Annotated in this window: 12 protein-coding genes; 4 read left to right on the plus strand and 8 right to left on the minus strand. The window is 74.0% G+C overall.

The features are described from left to right. Nucleotides 1-136: 136 nt before the first annotated feature. Both ABZ659_RS13060 and dapE read right to left on the minus strand, forming a co-directional pair. Nucleotides 137-892, minus strand: a complete 756-nt coding sequence (locus ABZ659_RS13060) for a TIGR00730 family Rossman fold protein (RefSeq protein WP_360217513.1) — start codon at nucleotides 890-892, stop codon at nucleotides 137-139. 145 nt (nucleotides 893-1037) lie between these two features. After that, the gene (gene dapE, locus ABZ659_RS13065; protein WP_360217516.1) at nucleotides 1038-2117 is read right to left on the minus strand and encodes a succinyl-diaminopimelate desuccinylase; all 1080 of its coding nucleotides are present in this window, start codon (nucleotides 2115-2117) and stop codon (nucleotides 1038-1040) included. Between the two features lie 53 nt (nucleotides 2118-2170). Between dapE and ABZ659_RS13070 the strand changes: the two genes are divergently transcribed. Next, on the plus strand, nucleotides 2171-3166 hold the full coding sequence (locus tag ABZ659_RS13070) for a heavy metal transporter (protein WP_360217519.1): 996 nt from the start codon (nucleotides 2171-2173) through the stop codon (nucleotides 3164-3166). Between the two features lie 297 nt (nucleotides 3167-3463). Next, nucleotides 3464-3898, plus strand: coding sequence for an ATP-binding protein (locus ABZ659_RS13075; RefSeq protein ID WP_360217522.1), 435 nt, complete (start codon nucleotides 3464-3466; stop codon nucleotides 3896-3898). A 69-nt stretch (nucleotides 3899-3967) separates the two neighbouring features. Here the strand turns inward: ABZ659_RS13075 and ABZ659_RS13080 are convergent, their stop codons facing one another. Together ABZ659_RS13080 and fdxA are read right to left on the minus strand one after the other, a co-directional pair. After that, nucleotides 3968-5059, minus strand: a complete 1092-nt coding sequence (locus tag ABZ659_RS13080; protein WP_360217525.1) for a bifunctional succinyldiaminopimelate transaminase/glutamate-prephenate aminotransferase — start codon at nucleotides 5057-5059, stop codon at nucleotides 3968-3970. A gap of 141 nt (nucleotides 5060-5200) precedes the next feature. Beyond that, complete coding sequence (gene fdxA / locus ABZ659_RS13085; protein ID WP_360217528.1) at nucleotides 5201-5527, minus strand: ferredoxin; 327 nt, start codon at nucleotides 5525-5527, stop codon at nucleotides 5201-5203. 111 nt (nucleotides 5528-5638) lie between these two features. Between fdxA and ABZ659_RS13090 the strand changes: the two genes are divergently transcribed. Together ABZ659_RS13090 and ABZ659_RS13095 are read left to right on the plus strand one after the other, a co-directional pair. Beyond that, the gene (locus tag ABZ659_RS13090) at nucleotides 5639-6790 is read left to right on the plus strand and encodes a GNAT family N-acetyltransferase (protein ID WP_360217531.1); all 1152 of its coding nucleotides are present in this window, start codon (nucleotides 5639-5641) and stop codon (nucleotides 6788-6790) included. A 17-nt stretch (nucleotides 6791-6807) separates the two neighbouring features. Continuing rightward, nucleotides 6808-7659, plus strand: a complete 852-nt coding sequence (locus tag ABZ659_RS13095; protein WP_360217534.1) for a transglutaminase-like domain-containing protein — start codon at nucleotides 6808-6810, stop codon at nucleotides 7657-7659. A 121-nt stretch (nucleotides 7660-7780) separates the two neighbouring features. Here ABZ659_RS13095 and ABZ659_RS13100 read toward each other — a convergent pair whose 3' ends face one another. The 4 genes from ABZ659_RS13100 to ABZ659_RS13115 form a co-directional block, all read right to left on the minus strand. Next, nucleotides 7781-9949, minus strand: coding sequence for a hypothetical protein (locus ABZ659_RS13100; protein ID WP_360217537.1), 2169 nt, complete (start codon nucleotides 9947-9949; stop codon nucleotides 7781-7783). Nucleotides 9950-10172: 223 nt separating this feature from the next. After that, nucleotides 10173-10556, minus strand: a complete 384-nt coding sequence (locus ABZ659_RS13105) for a DUF6113 family protein (RefSeq protein WP_360217539.1) — start codon at nucleotides 10554-10556, stop codon at nucleotides 10173-10175. Further along, nucleotides 10553-11416 carry an N-acetyl-1-D-myo-inositol-2-amino-2-deoxy-alpha-D-glucopyranoside deacetylase gene (mshB, locus tag ABZ659_RS13110; RefSeq protein ID WP_360217541.1) on the minus strand — a complete coding sequence of 288 codons (864 nt, stop codon included), beginning with the start codon at nucleotides 11414-11416 and terminating at the stop codon, nucleotides 10553-10555. The genes ABZ659_RS13105 and mshB overlap by 4 nt, the downstream gene beginning before the upstream one ends. Before the next feature lie 72 nt (nucleotides 11417-11488). Then, complete coding sequence (locus tag ABZ659_RS13115; RefSeq protein ID WP_360217543.1) at nucleotides 11489-11683, minus strand: hypothetical protein; 195 nt, start codon at nucleotides 11681-11683, stop codon at nucleotides 11489-11491. Nucleotides 11684-11845 lie beyond the last annotated feature (162 nt).

Below are 11845 nucleotides of genomic sequence, written 5' to 3' on the forward strand. Positions count from 1 at the left end.
ACCTCGTCGACGCCGAGCAGCGCGCACGCGGCGAGGATGGTCGGGTGCGGCAGTCCGCCGAACTCGGCCTGCGCGGGCGAGGCCAGCGCGATCGACCCGGAAGGACCTCGTCCTCAGACGCCGGACGGGCTGGGAGTCACCTTCCCGCTTCCTTCGACACCAACGCCACCGCCTCGTCCACGTCGTCCGTCACGTGGAACAGCGCCAGGTCCTTCTCCGCCGCCTTGCCCTCGGCCACGAGGGTGCCGCGGAGCCAGTCGACCAGGCCGCCCCAGTACGCGGTGCCGAACAGGACGATGGGGAAGCGGGTGACCTTGCGGGTCTGGACGAGGGTGAGGGCCTCGAAGAGTTCGTCGAGGGTGCCGAGGCCGCCGGGCAGGACGACGAAGCCCTGGGCGTACTTGACGAACATCATCTTCCGGACGAAGAAGTAACGGAAGTTCAGGCCGATGTCGACGTAGGGGTTGAGCCCCTGCTCGAAGGGCAGCTCGATGCCGAGGCCCACCGAGACGCCGCCCGCCTCCAGGGCGCCCTTGTTGGCGGCCTCCATCGCGCCGGGGCCGCCGCCGGTGATGACCGCGAAGCCCGCGCCGACCAGGCCCTCGCCGAGCCGCACGCCCGCCTCGTAGTCCGGGGAGTCCACCGGGGTGCGGGCCGAGCCGAAGACGCTGATCGCTGGCGGGAGTTCGGCGAGCGTGCCGAAGCCCTCCACGAACTCCGACTGGATGCGCAGGACCCGCCAGGGGTCGGTGTGCACCCAGTCCGACGGGCCGCCGGTGTCCAGCAGCCGCTGGTCCGTCGTGCTCGCCGTGATCTGGCCGCGTCGCCGGAGGACCGGTCCCAGGCGCTGCTCCTCAGGCCGCCTGTCCTTGCCGGGGGTACCGGTAGCCATGTGCGCTCCCTCCGATAGGGGTCTCCCCGGTTCGGGCGGAGCCGAGAACCGGGGAGCGTCGTTCCACCTCAGCGTAGATCTACGCGGGTTACGTGCGGGGTACCTGAGCATGTCCGCCCTACGGCCGGGTAAACCGGGCCCGCCGTCATGCGGTGAGCCAGGCCCGCAGGCGCTCCTCTCCCGCGAGGATCTTGGCGGTTTCTACGCGTTCGTCCCGCCTGTGCGCCAAGTGCGGGTTTCCGGGGCCGTAGTTGACGGCCGGGATGCCGAGCGCGGAGAAGCGGGAGACGTCCGTCCAGCCGTACTTGGGCTGCGGGGTGCCGCCGACCGCCTCGATGAACGCCACCGCGGCCGGGTGGGACAGGCCGGGCAGGGCGCCGCCGCTGTGGTCCTCGACGACGAACTCCTCGACCCCGCAGTCCGCGAAGACCTCACGGACGTGCGCGATCGCCTCGTCCTCCGTGCGGTCCGGCGCGTAGCGGAAGTTGACGGCGACCAGGCACTCGTCGGGGATGACGTTCCCGGCGACACCGCCCGAGATCCGTACGGCGTTGAGGCCCTCGCGGTACTGGAGTCCGTCGATCACCGGGTTGCGCGGCTCGTACGCGGCGAGCCGGGCCAGGATCGGGGCGGCGGTGTGGATGGCGTTGGAGCCCATCCAGCCGCGCGCCGAGTGGGCCCGCTCGCCGCCGGTCCTGAGCACCATCCGCAGGGTGCCCTGGCAGCCGCCCTCCACCTCGCCGTCGGAGGGTTCGAGGAGCACCGCGAAGTCGCCCGCCAGCCAGTCCGGGTGGGCCTCGGCGACGTGCCGGAGGCCGTTCAGCTCGGCGGCGACCTCCTCGTTGTCGTAGAAGACGAACGTCAGGTCGCGGTTGGGGGCGGGGACCGTGGCCGCGATGCGCAGCTGGACCGCCACCCCGGACTTCATGTCGCAGGTGCCGCAGCCCCACAGCACGCCGTCGTCGTCGAGGCGGGCGGGGACGTTGTCCGCGATCGGCACGGTGTCGATGTGCCCGGCGAGGATGACGCGCTGGTCGCGGCCCAGGTCCGTGCGGGCGACGACGTTGTTGCCGTACCGGTCGACCGTCAGGTGCGGCAGCGCGCGCAGCGCGGTCTCGATCGCGTCCGCGAGGGGCTTCTCGGTGCCGCTCTCGGAGGGGAAGTCGACCAGCCGCGCGGTGAGCTTCGCGGCGTCCAGGGTGAGGTCAAGCGGGGTGTCGGCCATGGCGTCGACCCTAACCCCCGCCGATTTCCGTACTCTCCAGTACCTTGTATCGCGTGCCAGAGCCGTCCCCCACCACCCGCAAGCGTCGCGGCCGTCTCTTCCGTACCGGAGCGGCCCTCGTGGTCCTGTCCGCGGTCGCCGGTTACCTCGCCGTGCAGTACGTCACCGGCGGGACCGGCGCCCCGGGCTGCAAGGTCGTCGCGGCCGGGGCCCGGGGAGCGACGTACGAGTTCTCGCAGGAGCAGGCGGTCAACGCCGCGACGGTCACCGCCGTCGGCATAGCGCGCGGGATGCCCGAACGGGCCGTGACGATCGCGCTGGCGACCGCCCTCCAGGAGTCCGCGCTGCGCAACATCGGCCATGGCGACCGCGACTCGCTCGGCCTGTTCCAGCAGCGGCCGTCGATGGGCTGGGGCAGCGAGCGGCAGATCATGGACCCGTCGTACGCGGCGGGCATGTTCTACGACCATCTCGCCAAGGTCCCCGACTACACCCGGCTGCCGCTCACCGTGGCCGCGCAGCGCGTGCAGCGCAGCGCCTTCCCGCACGCGTACGCCAAGCACGAGCCCGACGCCACACTGCTCGCCGCCGCCCTCACCGGCCGCGCGGGGGCCACGCTGACCTGCGACGGACGCCCGGCGTCGACCCGGGCGGCCGTGGGGCCGGACGCGGTGCGCTCGGCGCTGGTGCGGGACTTCGGGCGGGACGCGCTGGAGGAGGCCGCCGCCGAGGTGGACGGGGACGGCCGGGAGGCCGGGGGCGCCACCGGGTTCGCCGCCGAGACCCGTGGGCGGGCGGTGACCGTGCCGGTCTCCGAGGACACCAACGCCGTGGCCGGGCGCACCGTCGAGCAGCGCGGCTGGCAGCTGGCCCACTGGGCGGTCGCCAACGCCTCCGCCCTGCGCATCGAGAGCGTCTCCTACGCGGGCCGGACGTGGACCGCCGGGAACACCGACAGCCGGTGGCACACCACCGGGGCGACCGACGCCAAGGGGTCGGGCGGCGCGGGGAGCGCCGCGGGCGCCGTCCGCATCGTCACTGGACAGTAGTGCGGGGCGTCACCCTCCCGGGTTGGCCGTGCGGTGCGGGGACGGTGGGGTGCGCGGGTGGGCGCGCTGTCACCCGCGTGTCGGGCGGAATCCTTGGCAGCAAAGGGATGTAAGGGTTCTGCCAGCTTCGCGGGACGGCGTCCTTTGCCCGTTTTTATCCACAACAGATAATGCGACGCATTGCCAACTCTTTACGTTGCGCCGCCGCAACCTTCCCGGGTTTCAAGCGGTAGTCACTGCGTCTGGGCCCGGACGATCAACAGCCTTCCACCTGTTCTCTCCCGTCAAAGGAGCACCATGTCCCTCCCTCTGACCCGTCGGATCGCCCGTGCCGCGCTGCTCGTCGCTGCGGGAGCGGCCGCCGGGGTCGGTGCGGCCGGCTCCGCCAGCGCGGCCCCCGAGCTGCCCGCCACGCCCAACCTGAGCGGTCTGACCGCCCTGGACGGGGCGAACGTCGGCAACACCGTCGACGGTGCGGCCCAGAGCGTCACCGGTGCCGCCGGTGAGACCGGCGGCAAGGCCGTCAAGAAGGCGGTCCCGGCCGCGGGCAAGACCGGTGGTCAGGCCGTGAAGAAGGCGACCCCCGCGGTGCAGAAGGCGGCCGGTGACGCGGCCGGGGCCGCCGGGGACGTGCTGGGTGACACGGCCAGGACCGCCACCAAGGGTGGGCTGCCCACGGACGGGCTGGCCAAGGGCGGCGCGCTGCCGGTGCAGGGCCTGCCGGTCAGCTGACCCGTTCGCTCCCGCGTGTGACGGTGGGGCTCAGGGGTTCTCCCCTGGGCCCCACCGCCGTCCGTACGGCTACAGCCGGGACACCGCCGCCGCCACCCTCTCGTCCGTCGCCGTGAAGGCGATACGGACGTGGCGGGCGCCCGCGGGGCCGTAGAAGTCGCCCGGGGCCGCCAGGATGCCGAGGCCGGCCAGGTGGGCGACCGTGTCCCAGCAGGGCTCGTCGCGGGTGGCCCAGAGGTAGAGGCTGGCCTCGCTGTGCTCGACGCGGAAGCCGTGGGACAGCAGGGCGTCGCGGAGGGCGGTGCGGCGGGCGGCGTAGCGGGCGCGCTGGGCGTGCACGTGGTCGTCGTCGCCGAGGGCCGCCACGACGGCCGCCTGGGTCGGGGCCGACGTCATCAGGCCGCCGTGCTTGCGGATCTCGAGCAGCGGGCCGAGGACGGCCGGGTCACCGGCGATGAACGCGGCGCGGTAACCGGCCAGGTTGGAGCGCTTGGAGAGGGAGTGCACGGCCACGATCCCGTCGTAGGAGCCGCCGTTCACGTCCGGGTGCAGGACCGAGACCGGGTCGGCCTCCCAGCCCAGTTCGAGGTAGCACTCGTCGGACAGGACGAGGATCCCGTGGGCGCGGGCCCAGGCGACGATCCGCGTCAGCTCCTCCTTGGGGAGGACCTGGCCGGTCGGGTTGGACGGGGAGTTGAGCCAGAGCAGCCTGAGGTCCGCCGGGTCCAGTTCCGTCGGGTCGTCGTAGGAGACGTGGTCCGCCCGGGCCAGGCGCGCGCCCACCTCGTAGGTCGGGTACGCGAGGCGCGGGTAGGCCACCGTGTCGCCGGGGCCGAGGCCCAGCTGGGTGGGGAGCCAGGCCACGAGTTCCTTGGAGCCGACGACCGGCAGGACGTGGTGGTGGGTCAGGTCGCGGGCGCCGAGGCGGCGGCCGAGCCAGCCGGTGATCGCGTCGCGCAGTTCGGGGGTGCCCCAGACGGTCGGGTAGCCCGGCGAGTCGGCGGCGGCGACCAGTGCCTTCTGGACCAGCTCGGGGACCGGGTCGACCGGGGTGCCCACGGAGAGGTCGACGATGCCGCCGGGGTGCTCGGCGGCCGTCTTCTTGTAGGGCGCGAGCTTGTCCCAGGGGAAGGCGGGGAGGCGGTCGGTGACGGAGGACACGGGTGCTGCTCACTTTCTCGTGCGGCGCTGGTGCGGGCGCTGGTACGGCAAACGCCTCGGTCCCGTACGGCGCCGGTGATGACCGGGGTCATCGGGCCGTACGGGACCGAGGCGGCGCGGTGGTGCGGGCCGCTTGGGGTGTTACTCGCCCGAAGCCTGCGGCGGCAGCGCGGCGATGAAGGGGTGGTCCCGCTCGATCAGTCCGAGCTTGCTGGCACCGCCCGGGGAGCCCCGTTCGTCGAAGAACTCGACGTTCGCCTTGTAGTAGTCCTTCCACTCCTCCGGAGTGTCGTCCTCGTAGAAGATCGCCTCGACCGGGCATACCGGCTCACAGGCACCGCAGTCGACGCATTCGTCCGGGTGGATGTACAAGGACCGCTTGCCCTCGTAGATGCAGTCGACCGGGCACTCCTCGATGCACGCCTTGTCCTTGACGTCGACACAAGGCTGCGCGATGACGTAGGTCACGCTGTCGTTCCTCCTCGATACGGGCGCTGGCGGGCCTCCTTAGGCTCCGCCGCCTGGCGCGCGGGAGCGCGGCGTCGTCGATGCCCACCCCTAGTATCTCCGTTCCTGGGCATGATCCGAACAGGAGGGGTGAACTGGCCTGTGGAAATGTCGGCCGCTGGGCGCCTTGAGGTCCGCATTACCGCCGCTGACGTGGGCAAACGCGTTTCCGTACGGCGTTTGACCGGCGCGTCGGGCACGGAGGGGAAATTCACCGACACGGTGGGTGTTCTCACATCATGGGATGACGATGTGCTCGTCATCACACGGCGGGACGGCGAGGCCGTGCCGATCGCGCGGGCCTCGCTGGTCGCCGGGAAGGTGGTGCCCGCCGCGCCCGCCCGGCGCCGGGGGCCCGCCGCGTCGTACGAGGAGCTGGCACGGGTCTCCGCGCGGGCCTGGCGGCCGGTGGAGAGCGAACGGCTCGGCGCGTGGGAGCTGCGCGCCGCGGTCGGGGAGGCGCCGCGCGGAGCGGGTCCGTGGGGGGCGGTGGCCGGGCGACGGGTGGGTTTCACCCGGCGGGCCAACTCCGTGCTGCCGCTCGGCGACCCCGGGGTGCCGCTGGACGAGGCGCTGACCGCCGTACGGCGCTGGTACGGCGCCCGGGGGCTGCCCGCCTACGTGCAGACCGCCACGGGTGGCGCGGGGACGCAGGAGCTGCTCTGCGCGGAGCTGGAGCGGCGCGGGTGGGTGCGGGAGGTGACCGCGGAGCTGTGGGTCGGGGCGCTGGCGCCGGTCGCGGACCTGCGGGACGGGCCCGGCGGGGTCGTCCTGTCGCGGACCGCTGACGACGCCTGGCTGGCGCGGTACCAGCGCAAGGGCGTGAGTGACGTGGCGTTGCGGGTGCTGGGAGGGGGGTCCCCCCGCGCGAGCGAAGCCGAGCGTGGGGGAGGGCCCTCGGTGTGGTTCGCGGCCGTGCCCGGGGCGGAGGGTGTGCCCGGGGCGGAGGGTGTGCCGGACGCGATCGGGCGGCTGGTCGTGGACGGGCGGTGGGCCGGGTTCGCCGCGGTCGAGGTCGCGCCGGAGCGGCGGCGCCTGGGCCTCGCGACGACCGTGATGGCCGCGCTGGCCCGGCGGGCGCTCGACGAGGGCGCGTCGGCGGCGTGGCTCCAGGTCGAGACGGAGAACGCGGGGGCGCGGGAGCTGTACGCCGGGATGGGGTTCTCGGCGCATCACGCGTACCACCACTACCGGCAGCCGGACCCCAGGGCGTCCGCCGACTGAGAAGGGCAACCTGACTCATGCGTCCCCCCTTCCCCCCGCCCCCCGAGCGCTCCGCGGAGCTGCGGCGGCGGTTCGCCGCGGAGGCGCGGTCCGAGCGGCCCGACCTGTCGGCGCTGTGCCTGCTGCTGGGCGCGGTGGCGGACGGCGCGCTGGACGAGGCGGGCATCGACGCCGCGCAGCTGGAGCTGGACGAGCTGGCGGGGCGGCTGCCGTTCCGGCCGGGCGGGCCGCACGCGTGGGCGGTGGCGCTGCGGGAGCTGCTCGGTGAGCGGCTCGGCTTCCGCGGCTCCCCCGGTGACTACCAGCGCCTTGAGTCGTCCCTGCTGCACGAGGTGCTGCGGCGGCGGCGCGGGCTGCCGATCCTGCTGTCGGTGGTGTGGCTGGAGGTGGCGCGGCGGGCCGGGGCGCACGTCTACGGGGTGGCGCTGCCGGGGCATTTCGTCGTCGGGCTCGGGACGGCCGGGGAGCAGGTGCTGGCCGATCCGTTCGACGGGGGGCGGGTACTGACCGGGCCGGACGCGGAGCTGCTGGTCGCGGGGGCGGCGGGGGTGCCGCTCGACCCGGGCATGTTGCGGCCCGCGGATCCGCTGGAGGTGGTGCTGCGGGTGCTGAACAACGTGCGCGCGTGGGCCGCCGCCCGGCCCGAGCGGTCGGACGTGGCCCTGTGGGGCGTGGACCTGTCGCTGCTGCTGCCGTCGCACCCGGCGCGGCTGCGCTACGAGCGGGCGCAGCTGCTGGTGCAGCGCGGGGAGTTCCTCGCCGGGGCGGCCGAGCTGGACGCGTACGCCGAGGTGGTGGCGCCGGTGGACGAGGCGACGGCGGAGCAGGTGCGGCGGCAGGCCCGCGTGGCGCGGGCCAGGCTCAACTGACCGGACCCGGCTGGTCGTACCGTCCCCCGCGCCCTGTGGGGCGCGGGGGTACCGGCGTCGCCTAGGTGTGCTGTCCACGGAGGTTAGTGATCGCTGTCACCAACCTCCGTGGACCGAACACCTAGCTCGGGTTCGTTTCTATGACCGCGGTGCGGTCCGAGGTGCTCTTCAGGGCCAGGCGGAGGGCGCCGATGACGTCCTCCACGGTGACCGCGGTCTTCTCGCCGGTGGCGCGGGTGATCAGGACGCCGTCGAAGGTGGAGCCGTACAGCTCCTTCAGGGCGGCCTTGTCGTAGCTCTCGACGAGCTTGCCGTCGACGGCCTTCACGCCGAGGAACTTCCACAGGGAGTTCTCGGGGCTGAAGGCGATGGAGTGCGCGGCGTCGGTCCGGACGGTGACGATGTCGGACATCGCCGGTTCGGCGAACTCCTTCATCATCCGGTCGACCTCGGCCTTGCCGACCGTGGGCTGCTTGGCGGTGGTCGGCACCTGGACGGGGGCGGCCGTGCCGGTCTCCACCTGGGTGCGGTACGCCGCCGCGACGGCCCTGGCCGCCGGGTCGACGGCGATGCCCTTGCCCTCCTTGCCGTAGACCGGGACGGCCTTGCCGGACTCGAACCGGATCGTGCCCTCGGTCACCGAGCCGGTGCCGCCCGCGGCGGTCTCCAGGGCCGCCTGGAGCTTCTCCTCGTCGACCGGCATGACCGGCTCGACGACCCGCTGGTCGCCGAAGAGCGAGCCGATCACGGAGACCGGGTTGTAGTCGCTGGCCGCCGCCGCCGCGACCGTCGCCGTGGCGTCGAACTGGAGGCCCGCCTGGTCCGGCTTGAGGGCGACGTTCTCGCCGCCCACGGAGAGCTTGAGCGGGTTGTTCACGCGGTCGCCGAGCGCCCCGTCGAGCTTCTTGACGGCCTCGTCGCGGGTGCCGCCGCCGATGTCGACGCCGAGCACGGTGGTGCCCTTGGGCACGTCGGAGTGGTTCATCAGCAGCCCGGCGCCGTAGGCGAGCCCACCGATGACGAAGACGCCGGTGCCGAGCAGGACGAGCTTGTTGCGGCCCTTCTTCTTCCTGGGGGCCGCGGGGGCGGGCGCGCCGGGCCGCGGCGCCGGGGGCCGGGCCCCGTCGCCGGGGGCGCCGGCGCCGAACGGCGGGGTGCCGCGGTCGGCGGGCGGGACGACGGGGATGCCGCTGGTGACGGTGTTGCCGGAGACGTTGTCCGCGGAGGTGCCGTAGAGGCCGCCGGGGGGTTCGGGGGCGGGCTTCTGCGGGGTCAGGATCGCGGTGTCGTCGCTCAGTCCGCCGCCGGGTCCGGGGTGGCCGGGCGCGCCGGGGCCGCCAGGGGCCGTGTGCGGGCCGCCGCCGGGCGTACCGGCCCCGGCGGGTCCACCGGGGCCGACGGGGCCGCCAGGGGCGCCGGGAGCCGCGCCGGGGCCGCCTGCCGCCGACATCCGGGGGCCGTCGCCGGTGACGGGGCCGCCGGTGGGGCCCGTGGGGTGCCGGGGGGCCGCGCCGGGACTGCTGAAGTCGTACGGGTCCACGGCGTGCTGGCCGGTGGTGCTGGCCGGGTCGTCGTCGGAGAAGTACGGCAGCTCGTCGCGGCGCGGTTCGGTGGGGTGCTGGCCCGCGGTGAGGGCCTCGGTGACGTCGAAGGAGCCGGTGCCGCCACCGTGGCCGGGGGCGACGGGGCCGCCGGTGGGCCCGGCGCCGTTGCTGCCGCCCGGGCGGGGGGCGCCCGGCGTGGCCACGGGGCCGGGGCCGCCGCCGGGGCGGGGCGCGGTGGCGCCCGGTGCGGGCGAAGCGCCGGAGGGGGCCGAGCCGTTGGCGGGGGCGCCGCCCTGACCGGCCTTGGGGGCCGGGGACTTGCGGGGGGCGAACCAGTCGCTGGTCTTCTCCCCGGCGCCCGGGCCGGACGTGTCCGGGCCGGACTCAAGGGTGCCGGGACCGCCGTTCGCCGTCGGCTCGTCAGCGCGCGGGGCGCCGCCCCTGGCGCCGGGTACCCCGCCGTTCGGGGTCGGCGTCTCGCCCTCGGCCGGGCCCGTGTCCTCGGTCTCACCGACGGGCTTGCGCACGACGACCGGCGGAATCGGCCGCGATCCGGGGATGTTGATCCGGATCCGGGTCGTCAGCGTCGTCTCGGTCTTGCGGTCCTCCGGCTGTGCGGCCGTACGGCCCGCGTCCGTGGTGCCGCCCGGCCCGATGGGGGTGCCGTACGGCGGCGTGCCCGAGGGGTAGGCGGCCGCGCCGCGCCCGTGGGGCCCGGAGGACGGACTGTCAGTTTCACGACTCAAGGCAGGTTCTCCCGGTTGGCTCGCCGCCCGTTGCGACCTCGCTCTGCTAGGGGGTCCCCCCGGCTTGAGCGGAACTCAAGGTTTGGGGGAGGCTCGGCGGCGGGACCACCATACTGGCCACTTCTGGCGCTTATCCCACGACCGCTGGGGAAACCCACACGGGACTCGCACGAGCGCGGGGCGGCGAACTGGTACGTCACTTGCGAAGTCGGACGACCCGGACCTACGGTTGCCGGCCCGTGGCGAGAGTGGCGCACATCACAGCCACTCCCATCCCGCCGAGCAGGAAGAGGTACGAGCCCGCTCCCGCGGCGAAGAGGAAGTCGCCCTCGGGGCGGCTGGCGGTGAGCAGCACGACGGCGACCATCCACCCCACGGCGGGCGCGACCGCCCCGCCCCGGCCGCCGAGCCCGCGGGCCCCGCCGAGGAAGAGCCCGGCCGCGCCGGCGAGGGCGAGCAGCAGTCCGCCGGGGAACCACGCGGCCTGCACCAGCGCCCCGGCGCCGCCGACGACCGCGCCGAGCAGGAAGAGGCCCAGGTAGACGGCGATCCGCAGGGCGGACGGCCGGTGCAGGGGCTGGGCGAGCAGGGAGCCGCGGTCGCTCATGCCGACGCCTCCCCGAGGGCGAGCCCGGCGAACAGGTCGCCCGCCGCCGGGCCCGGTTCGCCGCTGGCCAGCTCGTAGGACTCGATGGTGAAGATCGGCTGGGCGAGGTCGTTGGAGAGCGCGAAGTAGGGCTCGGCGACCTCGATCTGGGTGGCATGCGCCCGCATCGCGGCGGCCTTGGCGGCGGCGTACGCGGTGCCGTCGACCTCGGTGGTGATCCGCTCGTCGGGCACCACGCCGGGGACGTCGTCGAGGGTGGCGGCCCGGGCGAAGGGCAGGCCGGGCAGCGCGTCCCCGAGGCGGGCGAAGGCGTCCTCGGCGGCCGAGCGGGGGACGCGGTTCCAGTAGACCCGGGCGACGCCGCAGCCCTCCCGGTCGGCCAGTTCGGCGGCGCGCGTGGCGATGCGGTGGGCCTGGACGTGGTCGGGGTGGCCGTAGCCGCCGTGCGGGTCGTAGGTGACCAGCACCTGGGGGCGGACCTCGCGGATGACCTCGACCAGGTGGGCGGCGGCCTCGTCGAGGTCGGCCCGCCACAGGCAGTCGGGGTCGTCGTTGTCGGGCAGGCCCATCATCCCGGAGTCGCGGTAGCGGCCCGCGCCGCCGAGCTGACGGAAGTCCTCGACGCCGAGCGCGCGCATGGCGGCGGCCAGTTCGCCGAGCCGGTGCTCGCCGAGGGCGGCGCCGGTGAGGTGGGCGAGCGCGGGCGGGATGACCTCGCCGCGTTCACCGAGGGTGCAGGTGACCAGGGTCACATGGGCACCTTCGGCCGCGTACCGGGCCATGGTCGCGCCGTTGTTGATCGACTCGTCGTCCGGGTGCGCGTGCACCAGCAGCAGACGCCGCGCGGGCAGTTCCGTCATACGCCCACCCTACGAGGACGCACCGACGGACCCGCGCGGCACCGGCTGTGGGACCTGCCTAGTGCCGCGGCACTAGAACTTGATGCTGCCGATCATGCCCGCGATGTTCGTGGTCAGCTCGTTGATCGTCGGCGCGACGGTCGAAGAGGCGAGGTAGAAGCCCAGGAGCATGCACACGACGGCATGTCCGGCCTTCAACCCCGACTTCTTGACCAGCAGGAAGACGATGATCGCCAGCAGCACCACCGCCGAAATCGAGAGTGCCACGGCGGCTCACCTCCAAGAACCCGGGAACGTGGGGGAAACGGTCGAGGGACAGAGCGAGGGAACGGAAAATCCATACATCAGCCAGCAGGTTCATACCCACGCAGCGCTAGTGATCATAACTGTCAGTACGTGCGCATCGATCGGCGCACGGCCGCACAAGGG

Origin of the sequence: Streptomyces sp. NPDC006997 (assembly GCF_040635175.1) — a bacterium.
Taxonomy (GTDB): domain Bacteria; phylum Actinomycetota; class Actinomycetes; order Streptomycetales; family Streptomycetaceae; genus Streptomyces.

What these genes read in the sequence shown, in the direction of transcription:
- ABZ659_RS13075 (WP_360217522.1), top strand. Translation starts at nt 3,464, where the DNA reads ATGTCCCTCCCTCTGACCCGTCGGATCGCCCGTGCCGCGCTGCTCGTC.
- ABZ659_RS13060 (WP_360217513.1), bottom strand. Translation starts at nt 892, where the DNA reads ATGGCTACCGGTACCCCCGGCAAGGACAGGCGGCCTGAGGAGCAGCGC.
- ABZ659_RS13090 (WP_360217531.1), top strand. Translation starts at nt 5,639, where the DNA reads ATGATCCGAACAGGAGGGGTGAACTGGCCTGTGGAAATGTCGGCCGCT.
- dapE (WP_360217516.1), bottom strand. Translation starts at nt 2,117, where the DNA reads ATGGCCGACACCCCGCTTGACCTCACCCTGGACGCCGCGAAGCTCACC.
- ABZ659_RS13095 (WP_360217534.1), top strand. Translation starts at nt 6,808, where the DNA reads ATGCGTCCCCCCTTCCCCCCGCCCCCCGAGCGCTCCGCGGAGCTGCGG.
- mshB (WP_360217541.1), bottom strand. Translation starts at nt 11,416, where the DNA reads ATGACGGAACTGCCCGCGCGGCGTCTGCTGCTGGTGCACGCGCACCCG.
- ABZ659_RS13105 (WP_360217539.1), bottom strand. Translation starts at nt 10,556, where the DNA reads ATGAGCGACCGCGGCTCCCTGCTCGCCCAGCCCCTGCACCGGCCGTCC.